This is a genomic window from Vibrio sp. GJ43-1 (genome assembly GCF_055808835.1).
This window is the reverse complement of record NZ_CM147885.1, coordinates 1,609,557-1,629,110: the sequence shown is the minus strand read 5'-3', so window position 1 is coordinate 1,629,110 and position 19,554 is coordinate 1,609,557. Positions and strand designations below refer to the sequence as shown.

12 protein-coding genes and 5 pseudogenes are annotated in these 19,554 nt (G+C 44.7%); 14 read left to right on the top strand and 3 right to left on the bottom strand.

Annotation, left to right across the window (positions count from 1 at the left end):
• Positions 1 to 10: 10 nt before the first annotated feature.
• From AC0L66_RS24755 to AC0L66_RS24725, 7 genes and pseudogenes are all read left to right on the top strand, one after another.
• Positions 11 to 1,672, top strand: a pseudogene (locus AC0L66_RS24755) (cellulose biosynthesis cyclic di-GMP-binding regulatory protein BcsB).
• Positions 1,605 to 2,252 carry a cellulose biosynthesis cyclic di-GMP-binding regulatory protein BcsB gene (locus AC0L66_RS24750; protein ID WP_473569856.1) on the top strand — a complete coding sequence of 216 codons (648 nt, stop codon included), beginning with the start codon at positions 1,605 to 1,607 and terminating at the stop codon, positions 2,250 to 2,252. Before AC0L66_RS24755 ends, AC0L66_RS24750 begins: the two are co-directional and overlap by 68 nt.
• On the top strand, positions 2,245 to 2,613 hold the full coding sequence (locus AC0L66_RS24745; RefSeq protein ID WP_473569855.1) for a glycosyl hydrolase family 8: 369 nt from the start codon (positions 2,245 to 2,247) through the stop codon (positions 2,611 to 2,613). The genes AC0L66_RS24750 and AC0L66_RS24745 overlap by 8 nt, the downstream gene beginning before the upstream one ends.
• 37 nt (positions 2,614 to 2,650) lie before the next feature.
• Positions 2,651 to 3,070 (top strand): glycosyl hydrolase family 8, encoded by a 420-nt coding sequence (locus AC0L66_RS24740; protein ID WP_473569853.1) that lies wholly within the window; start codon positions 2,651 to 2,653, stop codon positions 3,068 to 3,070.
• Between the two features lie 13 nt (positions 3,071 to 3,083).
• Positions 3,084 to 3,368 (top strand): hypothetical protein, encoded by a 285-nt coding sequence (locus tag AC0L66_RS24735; RefSeq protein WP_473569852.1) that lies wholly within the window; start codon positions 3,084 to 3,086, stop codon positions 3,366 to 3,368.
• The gene (locus AC0L66_RS24730; RefSeq protein ID WP_473569851.1) at positions 3,368 to 6,727 is read left to right on the top strand and encodes a cellulose synthase subunit BcsC-related outer membrane protein; all 3,360 of its coding nucleotides are present in this window, start codon (positions 3,368 to 3,370) and stop codon (positions 6,725 to 6,727) included. Before AC0L66_RS24735 ends, AC0L66_RS24730 begins: the two co-directional genes overlap by 1 nt.
• Before the next feature lie 62 nt (positions 6,728 to 6,789).
• Positions 6,790 to 6,951, top strand: a complete 162-nt coding sequence (locus tag AC0L66_RS24725; protein WP_473569849.1) for a hypothetical protein — start codon at positions 6,790 to 6,792, stop codon at positions 6,949 to 6,951.
• Positions 6,952 to 7,056: 105 nt separating this feature from the next.
• Here AC0L66_RS24725 and AC0L66_RS24720 read toward each other — a convergent pair whose 3' ends face one another.
• The 3 genes from AC0L66_RS24720 to AC0L66_RS24710 all read right to left on the bottom strand — a co-directional run bounded on the left by AC0L66_RS24720 (position 7,057) and on the right by AC0L66_RS24710 (position 9,457).
• Positions 7,057 to 7,287: a hypothetical protein gene (locus AC0L66_RS24720; RefSeq protein ID WP_473569847.1), complete on the bottom strand. Its 231-nt coding sequence runs from the start codon at positions 7,285 to 7,287 to the stop codon at positions 7,057 to 7,059.
• Between the two features lie 101 nt (positions 7,288 to 7,388).
• A complete protein-coding gene (locus tag AC0L66_RS24715; protein ID WP_473569846.1) occupies positions 7,389 to 8,705 on the bottom strand; it encodes a hypothetical protein in 1,317 nt (438 codons plus the stop codon).
• Positions 8,702 to 9,457 (bottom strand): metallophosphoesterase, encoded by a 756-nt coding sequence (locus AC0L66_RS24710; protein WP_473569844.1) that lies wholly within the window; start codon positions 9,455 to 9,457, stop codon positions 8,702 to 8,704. Before AC0L66_RS24710 ends, AC0L66_RS24715 begins: the two co-directional genes overlap by 4 nt.
• 311 nt (positions 9,458 to 9,768) lie before the next feature.
• Between AC0L66_RS24710 and AC0L66_RS24705 the strand changes: the two genes are divergently transcribed.
• From AC0L66_RS24705 to AC0L66_RS24675, 7 genes and pseudogenes are all read left to right on the top strand, one after another.
• Positions 9,769 to 10,425 (top strand): hypothetical protein, encoded by a 657-nt coding sequence (locus AC0L66_RS24705; RefSeq protein WP_473569843.1) that lies wholly within the window; start codon positions 9,769 to 9,771, stop codon positions 10,423 to 10,425.
• Between the two features lie 510 nt (positions 10,426 to 10,935).
• A pseudogene (locus AC0L66_RS24700) lies at positions 10,936 to 11,881 on the top strand (TerC/Alx family metal homeostasis membrane protein).
• 293 nt (positions 11,882 to 12,174) lie between these two features.
• A complete protein-coding gene (locus AC0L66_RS24695) occupies positions 12,175 to 12,366 on the top strand; it encodes a hypothetical protein (protein WP_265674036.1) in 192 nt (63 codons plus the stop codon).
• A gap of 599 nt (positions 12,367 to 12,965) precedes the next feature.
• The gene (pepT, locus tag AC0L66_RS24690; RefSeq protein WP_473569841.1) at positions 12,966 to 14,195 is read left to right on the top strand and encodes a peptidase T; all 1,230 of its coding nucleotides are present in this window, start codon (positions 12,966 to 12,968) and stop codon (positions 14,193 to 14,195) included.
• A 27-nt stretch (positions 14,196 to 14,222) separates the two neighbouring features.
• Positions 14,223 to 15,067, top strand: a pseudogene (locus AC0L66_RS24685) (mechanosensitive ion channel family protein).
• A 134-nt stretch (positions 15,068 to 15,201) separates the two neighbouring features.
• Positions 15,202 to 16,336, top strand: a pseudogene (locus tag AC0L66_RS24680) (efflux RND transporter periplasmic adaptor subunit).
• Positions 16,337 to 19,493: pseudogene (locus AC0L66_RS24675) on the top strand (efflux RND transporter permease subunit).
• Positions 19,494 to 19,554 lie beyond the last annotated feature (61 nt).

The following is a 19,554-nucleotide window of genomic DNA, read 5'->3' as shown; positions in this document are numbered from 1 at the left end:
GAAAGTAATAATGAAAATAATGCGAGCTCTCTCTATTTTATCATTGAGCATGATTTCATCGGTACTGTCGGCTGCAGCGACAAGCGCCGATCTAACGAGCCAGTCTAATGGTACGGTGGAATATACTTTTGCGGACATTTCTGGGGACTCATCTATTGCGATGAGGGGCAACCAAAGTACCGCTTTTCTTGGTTTTGGCTCTCGACTCGATCAAGTCATCACAGGCGGAACGCTACATTTGGAGTTTTTACCTTCACCCGCTCTCAAGGCCTCCGTATCCCATGTGCGAGTCTTCCTAAATAATGAACTGATGGACGTGGTTCAAATCAGCAATAGCGATACGGTTCAAAAGCAGAGCCAAACCATTGCACTCGACGGACGTTTCTTTAAGAATTACAACCAACTAAAGTTTGAACTGAGCGGTCAAATTGACGCAATGTGCAGTGACGGAAGCGATCCTGCGTTTTGGTGGGAGCTGAGTTCAGCAAGCTCCATTAAGCTTAATGTACGTAGTTTGGCGATAGCGAATGAATTAAGTCTATTGCCAGCGCCGTTTTTTGACGCGCGTGATTTTCACGACGTTACTATTCCATTTGTCGTGCCAGAAGGTTTAACGTTGACGGACGTTCATTCTGTGTCGACGGTGGCCAGCTATTTCGCCAGTCACGTAAAATGGCGAGACATTGAGTTTCCTGTTTATAGCGATCGATTACCAACTCGACATGCCGTCGTGTTTGCCACCAATAATGCTAGACCTGCATTTCTAAAAGATTTACCTGACATTACACAGCCGACGATTCAGATGGTGAGTCATCCAGAAAACCCGAATATTAAACTGTTATTGCTTCTAGGAGCGGATGAGCAACAACTGTCATTGGCCGTGAAAGGGCTGGCCTCAAGTAATCAGTTAATGTCTGGGGAAGTTGCCTATGTGAAAAAGGTGGAAAATTTACAGCAACGCAAACCTTACGATGCACCCAACTGGCTGCCAACTGATAGGGCGGTGAGATTTTCTGAGTTGATTGAGGGCGACTACCAACTTGAAACACAAGGCGTTAATTTAGCGCCAATCAATGTGAGCTTCACCTTTACCTCCGAGATCTATTTACCTGGAACGCCAATTCTATACCGATGAGAGTTGAACTTCCGTCATTCACCGCCTCAAGAGGGGACAGCCAGCTCAAAAATGAGTGTTACTGTCAACGATCGTTTTGTCCGAGCTTTCTCACTTGATGACACTGATCCGCAACAAGTTTCGGTTTGGCGTCTTCCTGTTCTAGGCAGTGAGTCCTTCAGCGAATCTAAAAAGGTAAATGTCCCAGGCTTTAAAGTCGCGACAAGCAATACTGTTGGTTTTAATTTTGAGTTAGCGAAAAGCGTCGCAGGGAAGTGTCAGGGAAGTTCTTCTTCAATACAGTATGCGGCCATAGATGGTAACTCAACGCTCGATTTTTCAGGATTTCCTCACTATATACGTATGCCAAACAGTCAAGTGTTTGCGAGCTCGGGTTTTCCATATTCTAGAATGGCTGATCTATCTGAGACCGCGATTGTGATTACGCCTCAACCAAGTAACAAGGAAATAGAATTGCTGTTAGAAACCGTTGGCTTTATTTCAAAGAAGACGGGTTTACCTAGCATACCGCTATACGCTTTTAGATACATGGGATGAGGCTAAGTTAGCGGATAAGGATATTCTGGTATTGGGTATCCAGTCAGCCTCTCAATTTGGACTCGCCTCTGAATCACTGGCCTACGTCAATTCATCGGAAGATGGTCAATTTATGACGGCAACAGTGAAAGCGGAAGTCACCAAACCGCGCGGGTTTGCGAAATTAAGCGGGCAATCTCCAACGGTTGCAACGCACTTATCGACGCGCGGAGAGTTTGCGTCAATGGCCAGCTTTGAGTCGCCATTGACGGCCAACCGGACGGTGACGGTATTATCGGCTCGTAATGAACATTCCATCCCGTTATTGCAAAAGGCGCTGGCGGAGAACAGCGCCAAATTGTCAGGTTCAGCCGTCGCCATTACCAAATATGATATTAACGGTTATCAGATAGGGGATAACTATTTTGTGGGTTCGCTCCCTTTGTATGATCTTGTTTGGTATCACTTCTCCGATAGACCCATGTTGATGGTTATCGTCGCGTTACTGCTGGTCATGGGTTTCACCTTAGTGATATGGCGAGTACTCAGAGCGTATGCGTCACGTCGTTTAAATGAATCTACGGGGCAGCATAATGAATAAGCTACTGGTTACTTTTCTTCTTTTGCTGTCTTTTTCTAACGTTTGGGCGAAAGACCAATCAGCGTGGCAGGAATTTAAACAGGTTTACATCATCGATAATGGGCGGGTGATTGATGGCTCGGACCCAAGACGGATCACCACCTCTGAAGGACAATCTTATGCATTGTTCTTTGCATTAGTGGAAAACGATCGACAAACCTTTGATCGCTTATATGAGTGGACTCGCATTCACCTTGCCGAAGGTGACTTGACCGCTCGCTTACCTGCTTGGTTATGGGGAAGTGAAAACAATCGCCAGGGCGTGTTGGACGATAATTCAGCATCAGATTCTGATCTATGGATCGCCTATACATTTAATTGAGGCAGGGCGGCTGTGGCAAAGTGATTACTATCAAAACGTGGGCTATTTATTAGCGTTGCGCATTCTGGCTGAAGAAACCGTGAGCTTAACAGCAGGGAGTCGTCAGCTACTTCCGGGCAAAAAGGGCTTCATGAGTGATTCTGTCGCTAAGCTCAATCCTAGCTATGTGCCCTTGCCGCTACTGGCGAAGTTTGCTTATTCATCTGACGATAAACGCTGGCAGGAACTATGGGCAGGCTCAGTCGAGCTACTACTGCAAACTCAGTCACACGGTGTCAGCCCTGATTGGGTGCTTTATGATGGGAAACGGTATTTCTACGATAAGAATACGACAGCCGCAGGAAGTTATAACGCCATACGTACGTATTTATGGGCAGGTATGATGCCTTCAGACATGGAAGGGCAGGTGGAACAGCTTCATTCCTTACAACCTTTCGCGAAGGCGATTACGCAATAATAAGCAAGTTCCATTGACGACGTACGCAGATAGTGGCTTGACTCAAGGCACGTCTCCTGTTGGTTTTACCGCAGCAATGCTGCCCTTTTTGGTCGCGAGTGGTGAGACCGAGCTTGCTGCTGCCTTCGATTTAGAGGTGAAAACACAACTTATTACTGATAGAGACAACGAATACTACAACAATGTGTTGGCGATATTCGGAACGGCTTGGTATACCGACAAATTTCGATTTAATGCCAAGGGGGAATTGATTGTACCTTGGGCCAGTAACGCCCAATCTACGGGTCAGGCTAAATAATGGTGAAAGTGCCTCATCTTGCGGTTGGCTTGTGTACCCTCGCTTTATCGAGTGTCATCCCTGTAGGTGCCATGCCCGTTGCGCCAGTGATTTATTATCAATCTGCGCCAACTTGGCTAGAAAATCAGATAGTTATCGGTGAGCTTAAACAAGACGAAGAGTTAGTACTCTCTGCGGTAGAGCGTTGGCTTGCCATTGACCCGGAAAACCCCGAGGCCTTGTTTGCAAAAGGTCGTTGGTTGGTGAGAAATGATCAGCCTGATTTAGCGTCATCGCTGCTGCTGAAAGTGAAAAAACAAGGCAACAGAGACGTGATTCGTGCATTCGAGTCTTACCTGTTAGTCAATGTCGAGCGAAAAAGTGATTTTAACCAAATTATCCTGTTGCAAAAAGGTGGACAGAATGAAGCCGCGCTAGCACGTTTTAACGATTTGTTTGGTGACCAACGCCCAGATATTACCTATGAGCTTGAGTATCTAGATTTATTATCCACCTTTCCCGAGCGTGCCGATGAAGCCCTGCAAGGCTATCAAGCACTTGATAGCGCTTTTCCACATGTGGGGGAGATCCGAATTCGGCTGGCACGTCATTTAGCTCGTTATTACGATGAAAAACAAGCGATCGCCATTTATCAAGACTTAGCGAATGACGCTCAGCTTGGCGTTTTTGCCAGCAGTTTATGGCTAAATGAACTCGATTCACAGCCACTTTCTCAACAATGGTTTGACACCTATTCACGGGTTGCCAGTTATCACCCTACTGATTTAGCGATCCAGCAAAAATATGAAACAGCGGTCAATCGTTGGTCGCAGGAAAAGACGTTGCGAAAAGATCCCCGTTATCGTGCAAAGCTACGTGCGTTAAAAGAGGTGGATAACAGTCAATACTCACAGTCCGGATTGAGCGCATTGCTTGCCGCTAATAAAAAGTGGCCGAATTCACCGGATATTTTGATTGCCCTAAGCCGACATGAATTTCAACGTGGTAATTATAAGGCATCATTAGCCTACCTGCATCAAGCCGAGACCAATGATGACAATCCAGATTTAGCGGATTTTTATTTGTCTCAGAAGCGCTCAATTGAGTACTGGCAAGCGATTGACTTAGCGCGCCAATCGATTATCGCTCAGAATTTTACTCAGGCGGAAGCCTATATTAATAGAGCGCTAAAAACGGATGAAAGCATTGCACTGGGTTATGTGCTGAAAGGGCAAGTATTACGTAGCAAAGGCGAAGTAGAACAGGCCAGCCAGTGGGCGAAAAAGGCCATAGAGATAGAGCCGCTAAGTACTAGCGCACTTGAGCTTTGGGTTGAAACGTATCGCCCGAATCTTGGTGTGGAAGGTCAAATGCTCGCCCTCAATACGTTATCGTCGCAGCAGCGTAAAGCACTACGCGCTTTTTCTGCTCGTATTGAGCACAGCGTCATATTGAACCGTTTGAAAGTCGTGGACGCTTTATCCCCTATGTTAGCGCAATCAAAACTATTCCAAGATGTCGTGGCAAGTACAGCGAATTTACCTTGGTTGAAAAAAGAGATTGCCGAGCAGTTACTTCGTTTAGGTCAACCTGAATTAGCCAACCGAACGATGCGTAACGCTTACATTGAGCATCAGGATGCTCAACACAGCCACGCTTACTCATTGTTTTTGGTTTCACAAAATCGCTGGGAAGAGGCGTACGGTGTTGTTAATGAGAATAAGTATGTAAATTTAACGCCGTCTGAGCAAGCCACCTTCACTCGAATTACGCTTGAATATCACCGTCAGGTGGTACGAAACAAACAAGCTAATGACCAAGTTATTGAACCCTATATTCGCCGCCTTTCTAAGCAAAACTTGCCGATTGCAATCGTGCTGTGGAACGAATTTGGGTATCAAGATCAGGCGAATACAGCGCTAGCCTCGGTGGATGTTAGCCAACTGCAAGATTACGAGCTTGTTCTTTATTCTCAAGTGAGCTTTGACCTCAATCAAGCCGCGCTCCATCACGCCGTTTATAGCCAAGTGCACAACCGAGAAATAAACGTATCGGTTATCAATGAGCGAGAACAGGCGTTTAACGCAGACCGCTACCTTGCCAATAACCAAGCAGGGAAAGCGACAGCGCTTTACGTTGAATTGATCAATGATGGTTTTGATTTAGGTTCGGAGCGATACCTTTTACTCGTAGAGCAGTCCCTCGAGCATGCAGAAGCGTTAATTAAAGCTTCTGCGGATAATGTATTTCAGCTGACAAAAGAGCAGTTCTTGACCGCTGAAATTGCAGCAATAAGAACGAATAACCAAGCGTATATCAACTTTTTCAACAATCATTCAACGCAAAAAACGCTGACGGCATTTGATTATTGGCGACTAGAGGAAGAAGCCAATGAGAGAGATAATCATGCCCTTGTTCAGCGTTATGCGGAAAAGAGTTTGCTTCTTGATGACAAAGAGCGTCATGAACTCGCCAACGTCCGTACCATGAGAGCGGCTTATCGACATGCCGATGATCAGTGGATGACGAATGATCTTATTTCAACGTTGGATGTGCTTCGAGAGCGAAATCAAAGCTATGTGATGTTTGGCGCTGAGTATAATTCCGTACCCAATGGTGCCACATTTCTAACCGCGCCCATCGAGTTAAGTATTGCCATGCCTGATTGGGATGGTCACTTAAAACTCCGAACTGAAAGTGTGTACCTAAATAGCGGTGAGTTAACTTATTATAACGAAGGTGTTAGCTTTGAACGTAGCCGCGTTGGGCAAGCATTTTCAGTCGGCTGGGAAGCGCCGCAATGGCGCGCAGATATCGGTACCACGCCACTGGGCTTTAGGATCAATGACTGGGTTGGTGGGATAGAGGGAACAAGTACATTTGGCGATGTTTCTATGCGCGCGAGCATAAGTAAACGACCAGTGACGTCTAGCCTAATTTCTTATTCGGGTCTTGAAGTGGCTGATCGCCGTGGCAATGTGACGGAATTTGGTGGTATTACCCGTACAGGAGGTACCGTCAGTGCATCATGGAATGATGGGCGGCCCTATGGCTTTTGGGGCTACGGTGAGTACCATAAACTAAGTGGAAAAAATGTGGCAGACAACGACCGACTATCCGGTATGTTTGGTGGCTACTACAACCTAATAAGCAGTAATGATCAAGCCTTGTCCGTAGGCAGCTCGCTCTTCTATATGGGATACGACAAAAACGTAAACGAGGTCGTGATTGGTCACGGTAATTACTACAGCCCACAATCTTATGTGTCGGTTTCATTGCTTAGGTCTCTTACTATCGACGAGTTAATTATGATTGGACATACGGTGCTCGTGGGACGGTATCTGTCTCTAATGCGAGTTTTGACGCTCCGTATCAGTTAGGTGGCAGCGCGTCAACTAGCTCCGGGGTAAGTAGTGCCGTGCAGTTATATACGGAGTACAAAATGACAGACCATTGGACTTTGGTTGGTTATCTTTCTCAGCAATTTTCCAGTGATTATCAACCGAGTTTGTTCAATCTCTATTTCAAATATCACTTTGACCCTGCATGGGAGAGTGCAGAGCTGCAACCCGATCCATTAAGGCTCTACTCCAATTACTATTAGAGTGACATTCTTAAGCAGCCCTGAAGAGTCAGCGCTGCTTAATGGTTTGTCTAACGTCATTGTTTATCTAACGTAATTGTCTATCTAACGTGAGTTTTTATAGAGCTATTTAAGCCGTATTGTTTGCAAGTGCTGTGTTTGCGATGGGCTAGGCGCCGCTTTCATAAACTTAGCACGTTGCTTAATCCACTTGTGCGCCCAATCTTCAGGCGCATTTTCATAGAATCTTTCCACCGTTTGGTTGAGCTCGCGCACCGTCGGTGTGAATGTCAACACACTTTTGGCAGCGCCCATACTCGCGACTTCAACATCGGTTAGCGGTCTTGGTGTGTACAACAGCGCATTTAAATAAACCTAGCTCAGCTTCGTACTTTTGATATTCAGTATCAGTAAATAAGCGCATGGTGTCTTTATTCATTGCCCATTTAAACCCTTCGCTAAGCGCTGTAGCGCATCGTTGAGATGAACTTGCCATCTGCATAGAGCTTGTAAACCACATCACCCGCCTCTGAGGCATAAAAGACCAAGGCAATACGGTACCAAGTATTGGCGTTGAACGTACCTGCGTATTGTGAATATAGCCCTAACTGGTTGCTTTCATTTAAGTATATTTCGACCTTGTTGTTGAGGTCATTGGCATCTAGGATCGCTCGATATTCATTACTACTGTTGTCGGGCCAAAGTACATCAAAGACTAAGGTGTAATTAGAGATGAGATCTTGTGATGCAAATTCGCCATTTGCGGCATGCGTTGTTTTCAAAGCAAACTCGCCATTTTCATCTGCAATGAGCGCTTCAAGCTTAATAACGTTACCTATAGCGCCATCAGGAAGAGCGGGTATACCCAATGAATCCGTAGTCCCACACGACATAATAGCGCTATCACAGTTTGCCGCTTCGCCCGTATTGCTCTGTAGCGATAGGGATGAAAGTTGACTTTGCTCGCCAGTGAATATGGTCGCAGGATCATTGAAGTTCCATATAGTTGTCGCGTTGATTACGTCATTGTCACAGCTATAAAGTACGTCGTCTGAATCAATAAATTGGCAGTTGGCGGTGCGATTTCGTGCATAAACGTCGTACAGTTGCCAAGCTTCGGCAATGAGTACCGCGTCGTCTTTTTCATAATAGGCCGCATTAAAAAACAGTTCAGGGTTCCACGCCGCTGATTTGAATAAGGCGACGTTATAGCGCTTTTGGTCATCAATCTCATCCATGGTAGGGCCGTTGTACTGCAGTTCGTTTCTAGCATTAGCCATGAGTTTGAGTTCAGAGCCTAGCACTTGAACTTGATATAAAGCGCTAAAGCCTGGGGTGTTGGCAGGTTGCCTTTCTATCGGGTAGGAACGATGGAAATGCTCTTGTGTTAATGACCCTGGTGCCCATATTTCGCTGTCTTCAATTTCATTTTCATCAAGAATACTGGCATCAATAGCGAAGTATTGGTCCGTTTCTGGGTTGGTGAATGATCGCATAGCGTTGTACAAAATATCACGCATCTGCGTACGAGTTGGCTGCCCTTTCGATACGGCAATTTCGGTGTGTGCATCGGGGGCGTAGCGACCAAGAATAGCGTCTATTTTGTGTTGTGTTGTACTATCAACGGGCGACATGAGTTCTATATCGGTACTGACAATAGGCTGGGATATCACGGCTGATTTGTCAGCAAGGTTAAAGGTGATGTCAACTTCAGTGTAACCCTTGGCGTTAAAATCAGGCAGTACCACCATGGTCTTATTAATTAATTCGGTCATGCAGGTGTGGTATGTGAATGTCCACCAAGAATTAAATCGATGCCGTCAACGTAAGTCGCGAGTGCTTTATCCGTCCCAAAGCCCAAATGGCTGAGCATGATCATATAGTCTACATCTTGTGCATAGTCACGGATGAGTTGTCGTGCTCTGTCGTTCCAGTCCCAACGCATACTGAAGTCAGGAATAAAATCGGTTTCAGGGGTAACTTCTTGATCTAGTTCATTCCAGGGGCCAGATGTCATGCCAAAAAAGCCAATTTTGATACAGCCTACTTGTGCAATAGCAAAGTTCACACCATCAAAGCCTTGTGGATCGCTTCCGTAATATTCAGTATTAGAAGCCAGAACAGTGGCGACATCGTCTTTTGAATATTTGAGTAGTTGTTCAGGCCCCCAAGCAAAGTCATGGTTACCAATAACTCGATAGTCAAAAGCTAGGGCTTGAGTCGCTTCTAACGTCGCATCTCCACGTGATAGCTGCTCGGCGACAGAGCCTTTTTCATAATCATCCCCACCATTAGTAAATAATGTATAGGGTTGCTCAGACAGTGCCTGATTATGTACGGCCTTAATTTTGCTGTAGTACTTTTCTTGAAATCCAAAATGACCATGAAGATCGGCAACATGAATAAATCTTACGGTTTGAGTCGTTGCCAAAGCGTCACATTCTGGTCCAAAGCTTTTAACGGGGGCGGTTGGAATACGATCGCCGAGTGATACGGTATCATCACTATTACATGCAGTGAGAAGCATCGGGACAGCGCAGGCTATGAGGATAGAAAGAGAATGTCGACTAACGTTCATGATTTCTTTTAAATTTTAATAAGATAGGTGGATTCTATCAGAGTCATCAATTATTCAGAACGGAATGAGGAATAATTTACTGTGAAACTGCGAAGTAAACGATGCTGTGGTGATATAGTGGCGTATAGTTCTGTAATTATCGAAAATTCAGTGACCTAGCAGTGAGGGAATTGACTGACAATAGCCGTGTAAGTAAATAGCTGTGTAAGTAAATAGTCGCGTAAGTATCAACTAGCCATGATGTTAATAGGAAGAATGGTATGCAAAAAACAATGAGATTATGGCTGGAGGGGAGGCGACACAAGCCAATAAATAGCCTGTTTAAGAAAGTACGGTTCTTTACGTTGTCATGTTTCACTACCTTGTCATGGTTCACGGCGTTGCTATGTTCCACTGCGGTTGGTCAAGTTCAAGCCAATTGGGTCAATGACTTCATCGCAGGCCATACTGAGATTATTGACATAGAGGATGTGGGGGTACTCGCGGATGTCTATGATTGTGGAGAAACCGAGCATCAATATTATTGTGGGTTTGATTTGGATTACCGCGGCGTTCCAATGAATGCGGAAATACACCTTGTGAAAGGGCAAGTCACCCACATTAAATTCACCGCCGATATGACGCCATACCATTACACACGTCTTCCTTATAACCTTCGTATTGATAGTTATCAGCTGGAAGAAGTGACGATTGGCCAAGAAAAACTTAACGTACCCGAATCGCTGAAAAATCATTCTTCAGATGACGTGGATAAGAAACTGGTTGAATTTTTGAACTTACATCCCATTTCTGACTCTAAACTATTTACCTGGATTCATAAAAATGAGATTCAGAATAGGTTCATTGCAGAAAAACTCTGTATGAAAAGTGACAAAGAGCAGATTTCGCTCGAATGGATTTCGAATCCAGCTTTCTAACGTTGTCACACAATAGTCTTACGGTTGTCATTTCACTGTTACATAACGTAAGTAACTTGGAATGCGTAGAGTAGAGAAGGAGTTAACCCATGAAAAAAATGAGACGTGCTCGACTTCATCGTTGTCGTATCCAGTATTGGAAAGAAACCAATCAAAAAACAACGGATAGAGAAAAAGCATAAATTAATCAATGCTATAAAATGTGTAAAAACCACCCATGAACCTAGCAATCTTTATTGCTGGTTTTGCATTTCTAGGCCTCGCGAAAATCTTTCAAAAAAACCATAGACAACCCATAAATTCAGGCATACAATCCGCTCGTTTTGGGGAGTAGTCACCTAAATTATTTGTCGTCATCTCGTTAAGCCAATGCTTATCCGGCAAATAAGAGCACCTTGTGTGCTTTGACGAGACCAACGCAATCAAAGTCCGAGTGAGTATGTTTACTCGGGTGTATATTGGTTTGCGGAAGGTCGGCACTCACTCATCGTCCTTCTGCCTGGAGGACTTATGCCCTTATCTGTTTACCTTTCTTTTCTAGTACTAACGTTAGGTTTAGTTGCGTTAGATATTTACCAAACCCGTGGTGGGCTTATTACCATTCGCAAAGCCGCACTTTGGAGTGGTTTTTGGTTCCTGCTGGCGTTTGTTTTTGCGGCATCGATTTATTTCTATTGGGATGTTTACGCACCAAGTAGTGATTACAGTGCTGAAAAGGCAACCGTTGCGTTCTTAACTGGGTACTTGCTTGAAAAATCGCTAAGCATCGATAACTTGTTTGTATTCGCGATTATTTTCCACCAATACACCGTACCTGTGCATTTGCGACCAAGAGCGTTGTTATGGGGCGTAATAGGGGCACTGGTTTTACGCGCTATCATGATTGGCGTTGGAGCACAACTTCTTGCTCAGTTCCACTGGGTCATGTACTTATTTGCGGCGTTCTTAATTTGGACGGGTATACAGCTAGCACGAGATCACGGTGAAGATGAAATTAATCCTTTACCGGAGCGAATTATCAGACGGCTTTTTACCGTATCGGATGATTATCGAGAGAATAAGTTGTCGGTTATAGAGAATGGTAAACGCGTATTTACACCAATGTTTATTGTTATCGGTGTGATCGCGTTTATGGATGTGTTGTTTGCACTTGACTCAATCCCTGCAATTTTTGCTGTCACCAGAGAGCCGTTTTTGGTACTAGCAGCGAACGTCTTTGCTTTGTTAGGTCTGCGCTCATTGTATTTTGTTCTTGAAGGTATGATGAACCGTTTTGTGTACTTAAAGCTAGGCATTGTCATTCGTTATGATTTTTATAGGTATCAAAATGCTATTAGTAGGCAGCGCTTGGGCGATACCAACATGGGTCTCACTGAGCGTTATACTGGTGACTATGCTACTGGCCACATTAGCGTCGCTGTATCATGAGCGTAATTTGCCTAAAGCATTAGATTAGAATAGTTCACGAGAGGCTGTTGAATTCTAAAAGAAAAAAGGGACATTTTTAAGTAACGAATGCTTAACAATTGAACGTAGCGGTTTGGGTAAGTGAGCAATTATTTATCCAAATCGCTTTCTTATGGGTAATTATGCAGCAGTTTTGAATGGTTAAAAACGGCACTTGTTAACGCATTGTTCCATTAGAATAACTAATCTGAATTGCCAAAAATTGTCATTTCTTTACACGCGTTTTGTTGCCTATTATTGCTCCAACAACGACAAAAAATGAATTTGTAAAGAGAGGCAATCATGGCACAAGCAATGAATATCGACACCATCGCTCTAGCACCCTCTATGGATAAGAAAGCCTACGCGGTTAACTTCAAAGGATTGATTGCACACCTACTAGATATCATGTTCGGTAAAGGTGAAGTAGAAAATACTTACTACTCAAATGAACTGTCTAGTCATATGCAGCGAGATATCGGCCTTAACCGATAACAAGCATAAGCAAAGCGAATACCTAAAGTGGGCATCAACAAGAGTTGGTGCCCATTTTTTTTATTGGTACCCATTGTACATCGGAAGAACACAGCAAATTTTTAGGAAAGGGCCAAAGCAGTTCGTCGTACCGTAACTGAGGTCAGTCTGTCAGGCCGCCTTCTCTTAGTCGCTGCGCGATGAGCTCGCGTCTTTTTTGTTCGGTCTCAAACTCCTCATCTGTTGTGCAGGGATCTTGCCCTATATATGTAGGAGAAAATACGTAATAGATATCGTTCATTGTTCTGTCACTCTCTATCAAAATTAAGCGCGTACCCTAGTCGTTTACATAGATATGGTCGCTTACATAGATATGATCGCTTACATAGATATGGTTTTGCGTTGATAAGTATGCGTTTGGGTAAGGTATTCTGTTGATTTTAGTCAGTTTAGTCTTAAGCAACATCAACCCAAATCCAGTTATTTAAGGCGTAGGTAAAGGGGAGGATATTAAATGAACTCATTTTTACTGAAGCAATATAATCTGATTTATCTCAACGTCTCGATGCGTCTAATCCGTATTATGGTTCGCGATTACATATAATAACTAGGTGAAACACATGGCAAGTCTTACGGATCGGTTTCTTCAATATGTCACATTTGACACGCAATCAGACTCATCTAAAGGTTGTTGCCCAAGTACTCAAGGGCAAGCGCATTTCGCAGAACATTTAAAAAAGGAACTGATTGATTTAGGTCTATCGAATGTAAGCCTAGATGATAATGGGTACCTCATGGCGACATTGCCATCTAACGTAGAAGGGGATGTCCCAGCGATCGGTTTTGTTGCCCATATGGATACGGCGCCTGACGCCTCAGGTCGTAATGTGAAACCTCAAATGGTTGAAAACTATATCGGTGGTGATATTGCGCTGGGAAAAGGAGATGAGGTGTTATCGCCGATTCAATATCCCGATCTTCATGATTTACATGGGCACGACATTATTACCACGGATGGCACAACGTTGCTCGGGGCTGACAATAAAGCAGGCATTGCGGAAATTATTACTGCGGTAGAATATTTGCTGGCTCATCCTGATATTCCACATGGCGACATTCAGATTGGATTTACTCCAGATGAAGAAATAGGTCGTGGTGCGAATCTTTTTAACGTTGAAAAGTTTTCTGCTCAGTGGGCGTACACGGTTGATGGCGGACCTGTCGGTGAATTAGAGTTTGAGAACTTTAACGCCGCTGCGGCGACAGTTGAGTTTACTGGTGTTAGCGTTCATCCGGGAACCGCGAAAGGGAAGTTGGTCAATGCCATGACGCTAGCATCACGCTTTCATGCTGAGATGCCAAGCGATGAGACGCCTGAAACCACTCAAGGGTACGAAGGTTTCTATCATCTAGGTTCGGCAGACATGTCCGTAGCGAAATCGACGTTGCACTATATTCTTCGTGATTTTGACAGTGATGGACTGGCAAGGCGAAAAGCGTACCTTGAAGACAAAGTAGCGTCGTTTGAGTTAGGCAGTAAGCGCGCGAAAGTGAGCTTGCAGTTGGTGGATAACTACTCAAATATGCGTGAAATGGTCACGCCTCATCCACACATTATTGAGCTTGCTGAAAAAGCGATGATCGCTTGTGATGTACAGCCTGATATCAAACCTATACGCGGTGGGACGGATGGTGCTCGCTTATCTTTCATGGGGTTACCTTGTCCGAATATTTTTACTGGCGGTTACAATTTTCATGGTATTCATGAGTTTATTACCGTGCAAGGCATGGAATTAGCAGTAAAAGTGATTGTGCAAATTGCGAAAGAGACCGCAATTCGGTATCGTTGAGCCAAACCATAATTGATGTAGGCTCACATGGAAGATACAGAAAAAGTCATCGCGTATTTATACGAAAATAAACTCCTGCTGAGTGCTTTAATTCTCTTCTTTATACTCATCGTTCGTCGGATTACGCTAGGCGCAATCCGCGGCGATGTGGCGTTTATTTCTGAAGATCAACGCAAGTGGATGTCTCGTACCAAAAACTGGTCATTTGCGCTGATTGTGTTGATACTCTTTCTTGTATGGAAGTCAGAGATCAGTGAATTCGCACTGTCAGTGACGGCGATTGCTGTTGCAATCGTGGTCGCGTCCAAAGAGATTATTTTATGTTTTACGGGTTCGATTCAACGAGCCAGCTCTCGCTCGTTCCGAATTGGTGATTGGATCGAAGTGGGTAAGACCAGCGGGGAAGTGATCGAGCATAACCTCATGGCAACGGTAGTTCAGGAAATCGACCTGTATCATGGTCATTATCACTTTACCGAGTAAAACGATTACGCTTCCTAATAGCATGTTCTTCACTTACGCGGTGAAAAACCTGAACTTCATGAAACGCTATGTTTATCATCACTTTTCTATTGTTGTACCGGGTTTTGATAATCTGTTTCCGCTCGTGCCTGACTTGATCGCTCAAATAGAGAATCACAGCGAAGGCTTTATTGACGTTGCTCGTCGATACAATGGTGTGATTGAAAAACACGCAGGCGTAGATTTGCCAGGATCTGAACCTCACGTTTATCTTTCTAGTGGTGCCACTCAATGAGCAAATCGTGAATGTGATGATATTTTGCCCGACTGAATTGGCAACGCATTTAGAGCAAGAAATTCGTGCTGACTTTATGTTGATATATTCGAATGCATTCCCTAAGGAAAAATAGGAAACGCATTTAAAAACATACTGTTATATTTTGAAACACTTTCATTGAACATGCTGATGATTCTCGGACATTGGCATGACTTTTCGTTGGATACTGGCAGGGCCTGTTCCAACTTAAATATAATTGGTGTTTCAATGCCTAAAAAAATACTTGTTCTAAGCCTAATCACAACTGCGTTACTAACCTATTGTGGTGATAATAATGCTAATAAATCTGCCGCGCCGTTGCCCCTTGTACAAACGCAAGAGGTGAATGTCGTGCAGCACCAGCAAAGCAAATCTTATATCGGTCGTATGGATGCGGTTGAAGATACTGCTATTACTGCGCAGGTTTCTGGCTATCTAAAAGAAAGACATTTCTATGAAGGACAAATTGTAGAAAAAGGCCAATTGCTGTATTCCATTGAGCCTTCATCATTCGAAGCTCAAGTCGCCAGTGCGAACGCGCAGGTTTCAGAAGCAGAAGCTACTCTCAAAAAAGCACAGCTCGACTTCGCTCGAGGCCAAAACCTAGTTAAATCCAATAATATTTCTCAAGCTGAATTTGATGCACTGACTGCCGCGTTGATGAGTGCTCGCGCGCAACTTGCTGCGGGTAAGGCTCAATTGAAAGTGGCAGAGGTAAATTTATCTTATACAGAAGTACGCGCGCCTTTTACTGGCCGAATTGCGGATAGCAAAGTCAGTACCTGGTGACTTATTGTCGCCTTCTTCTGGTGTACTAACGACACTGGTCAGTATGGATCCGATTTATGCATCATTTAGTATCAGTGAGCGTGAGCGTTTGGTGTTGGGTATGGATGAAATAGAAGGGGATGGTAGTGACGAATCAAACGGTGTTGCGGTCAATATCATTTTAGAAGATGGACAGTTGTTTGATCATCAAGGAAGACTGGATTTTCTTGGGAACCGAATCAATCTTAACACTGGCACATTGGCAATGCGTGCTGTTGTTGAAAATCCTAAGCAGCGTTTACTGCCGGGCCAGCATGTTCGCGTTGAGTTAATGGAGAAGCAAGCGGTCGATGTCGTAACAGTACCAAGGCGTGCGGTTCAAACCGATCTTGAAGGCGACTTTGTTATGGTCATTACGGAAGGCGATGTTGCTGAACGCCGAAACGTCGCATTAGGTCCTCAAACAGACAGTGGCATCATCATCAAAGTGGGCTTAAGCGCTAACGATGTTGTGATCACGCAAGGTCTACAACGTGTAAGGAATGGAGTTCCTGTACGAGTTGAACAACCGGAATCAACCGAACAAGGTGCCTAGATGTTAAGTCGTTTCTTTATCCAACGACCAAAGTTCGCTTTGGTCATTTCCATCATATTAACGCTAGCAGGTGCCATTTCCTTAATGGTTCTTCCTGTCGCGGAATACCCCAAAATTAGCCCTCCTTCGGTCAGTGTCACTGCGTACTACACGGGTGCAAGCGCTGAGGTAGTTGAAGAAGCCATCGCCGATCCCATTGAGACCTCGGTGAACGGCGTTGAAGACATGATTTATATGTCTTCAAAAAGTGCGAATGATGGCTCTTACTCGTTAAACGTAACGTTTGATATCGGCACTGATCCTGACATGGCACAAGTCAATGTGCAGAACCGTGTCTCTCAAATTGAATCTAAATTGCCACAAGAAGTGCGTATGGTTGGTGTGACGGTGAAGAAGCGTTCACCTGACTTGCTAATGGTACTGAACTTCTATTCTCCTGATGGCACCTATGATGATAAATTCCTAATTAACTACGTTAACCTGAATATTAAAGATCAGCTTGCGCGAGTTAAGGGCATTAGTGAAGTGGGTGTGATTGGCGGCGGTGAGTACTCAATGCGAGTCTGGTTAGACCCAGACAAGCTCGCCAATTTAAAGATGACGACATCGGACGTGTATTCGGCTCTTGCTGAACAAAACGTGCAGGTCGCTGCTGGCCGAGTGGGTGCTGCGCCTTACGCAGATCCGCAGGAAGTGCAATTTAACCTAGTGACGAAAGGGCGTTTAGAAAGTGTTAGTGAGTTCGAAAATGTCGTACTGCGCGCCAATATAGATGGCTCTACGGTCTATCTAAAAGACGTAGCTCGTGTCGAGCTAGGTAAAAAATTCTACGATGGTTCGGGTGAATTTAGAGGTCAAGATGCCTCTATCGTGACATTGTCACTTCAGTCTGATGCCAACGCGCTTGAAAGTGGCAAGGCCGTTATGGCAATGCTGGACAAGTTAAGTGTTAACTTCCCGGATGGCATGGCGTACGAAACCAGCTATGACACGACTCTTTTTGTTGCTGAGTCGATTAAAGGGGTAGTGAAAACGCTCATTGAAGCGATTTTACTGGTTATTGCCGTGACTTATTTATTCTTAGGCAGTGCTCGTGCGACGTTAATTCCTGTTGTGGCGATACCCGTATCATTGATTGGTACCTTTGCCATCATGAGCATGACAGGGTTTACCATCAATACGGTAACCTTGTTTGGTTTGATACTGGCTATCGGTATTGTGGTAGATGATGCGATTCTCGTGATTGAAAACGTGGATACCATCATGAAGCGTGATCCGACTTTGTCGCCACGTAAAGCAACCTTAATGGCGATGAAAGAGGTAACCTGACCCAATCATCACCTCGACGTTGGTACTTCTGGCGGTGTTTATTCCGGTAACGTTATTACCCGGCATCACCGGAATTATGTACCGACAGTTCGCGTTGACCATTTGTATCTCAGTAATTATTTCCTCAATTAATGCATTAACCTTGTCGCCAGCACTGTGTTCTTTGGTGTTGAAGCAAGGCGGGGGCAATACAGCACGATGGTTCCAAACCTTTAATAAAGGGTTGGAGCGTGTCACGAGAAAGTATGGTCAAATTGCCGACTTTCCTCGTTAAGAAAACGCTATTGCTAATCGCATTTTTTGTCGTGGCATTAACGGCGGTAACCTTCTTTGCGAAATCGACATCAACGGCGTTTGTCCCGCAAGAAGATAAAGGTATTTTGCTGGTTAACGTACAGTTACCCGACTCCGCATCTTTGTCTCGAACGACGGAAACAACAAGCAACTTAATGGCACTCGTTGAGCAAGAGCCAGGCATTGATGGTGTGACTGTCGCGAACGGCTATGCGTTCATGACTGGCGCTGCTGCCTCTAATGGTGCCTCGATGTTCATCAAGTTAAAAGACTGGAGTGAACGTAATAGTTTTGAAGGCGATCATTCTGCCAACGCCATTGCCGCGCGTATCAACGGTATGGCGGCTCAGGAAATTCCAGGCGCCGTCGTCTTTGCTATGGGACCACCCGCGGTTCCGGGTATGGGGGCCGCATCTGGGTTTGAATTTGTTCTCGAAGATACGTTAGGGCGAAGTCGAACCGACTTGGCGAATGTGATGCAAGAGGTGATTCAAGAAGCGAACAAGCAACCTGAAATTGCCTATACGTTTAGTACATTCCGAGCCAACGTTCCACATTACTACGTGGATATTGACCGGGAAAAAGCGCAGCAACTTGGCATACCGCTATCATCTATATTCCAAACTTTGCAGGGCAACTTAGGGTCACTCTACGTCAATGACTTTACGATGTTTGGTAAGAACTTCCGTGTGACGATGCAGGCGGATGCGGAATATCGTAGTGGCATGGATGATTTGCAACTGTTCCATGTTCGATCCGCCAATGGTGATATGATCCCTTTAAGTACATTAGTGACTTACGATCAGGTGTTTGAGCCTGATGTAGCGTGGCGTTATAACATGTACCGAAGTGCGGTAATACAAGGGCAGCCAGCACCAGGTTACTCGAGTGGCGATGCCCTTGCTGCCATGGAGCGTGTAGCGGCAAACGTATTGCCAATGGGTTACCAGTACGAATGGACGGGTATGGCTTATCAAGAGATTTTAGCGGGGAATCAGGCTATTTATGCCTTTGCCTTAGCGCTGATCTTTATTTACCTCTTTATGGTGGCGCAGTACGAGAGTTGGTCCATCCCCTTGGCAATCATCTTAGTGGTGCTCGATTGCTACACTCGGGTCGTTTTTGGCGTTAAACCTTACTTGGTACGCCACTGAACTTATACGCTCAGATAGGGTTAGTCTTGTTGATAGCGCTCGCCGCCAAAAACGCCATTCTTATTGTTGAGTTTGCGAAGAATGAGCGTGAAGATAAAGACGTACCGATTGGTGACGCTGCCGTGCGCGGCGGTATGCTACGTTTCCGAGCGGTCAACATGACGTCATGGTCATTTATCTTAGGCATTGTACCCTTAGTGTTTGCATCTGGAGCTGGGCATGTCAGCCAGAACTCACTAGGTATTTCCCTTGTGGGTGGCCTATTGTGTGTATTACTTGCAGGTACATTACTCATACCTGGTTTTTATGCATTGATTCAGCGTCGTCGTGAAAAAGTGAAAGGGGGCAGTACTAAGTTAATACCGCTTGATGACGACTAACGGATTCTAAATATCAATTAGTATCATGATTTACAAAGCACCTCATAGGGTTCCTATGAGG

What these genes read in the sequence shown, in the direction of transcription:
- AC0L66_RS24745 (WP_473569855.1), top strand. Translation starts at nt 2,245, where the DNA reads ATGAATAAGCTACTGGTTACTTTTCTTCTTTTGCTGTCTTTTTCTAAC.
- AC0L66_RS24730 (WP_473569851.1), top strand. Translation starts at nt 3,368, where the DNA reads ATGGTGAAAGTGCCTCATCTTGCGGTTGGCTTGTGTACCCTCGCTTTA.
- AC0L66_RS24725 (WP_473569849.1), top strand. Translation starts at nt 6,790, where the DNA reads ATGACAGACCATTGGACTTTGGTTGGTTATCTTTCTCAGCAATTTTCC.
- AC0L66_RS24715 (WP_473569846.1), bottom strand. Translation starts at nt 8,705, where the DNA reads ATGACCGAATTAATTAATAAGACCATGGTGGTACTGCCTGATTTTAAC.
- AC0L66_RS24710 (WP_473569844.1), bottom strand. Translation starts at nt 9,457, where the DNA reads ATGCTTCTCACTGCATGTAATAGTGATGATACCGTATCACTCGGCGAT.
- AC0L66_RS24705 (WP_473569843.1), top strand. Translation starts at nt 9,769, where the DNA reads ATGCAAAAAACAATGAGATTATGGCTGGAGGGGAGGCGACACAAGCCA.
- AC0L66_RS24695 (WP_265674036.1), top strand. Translation starts at nt 12,175, where the DNA reads ATGGCACAAGCAATGAATATCGACACCATCGCTCTAGCACCCTCTATG.
- pepT (WP_473569841.1), top strand. Translation starts at nt 12,966, where the DNA reads ATGGCAAGTCTTACGGATCGGTTTCTTCAATATGTCACATTTGACACG.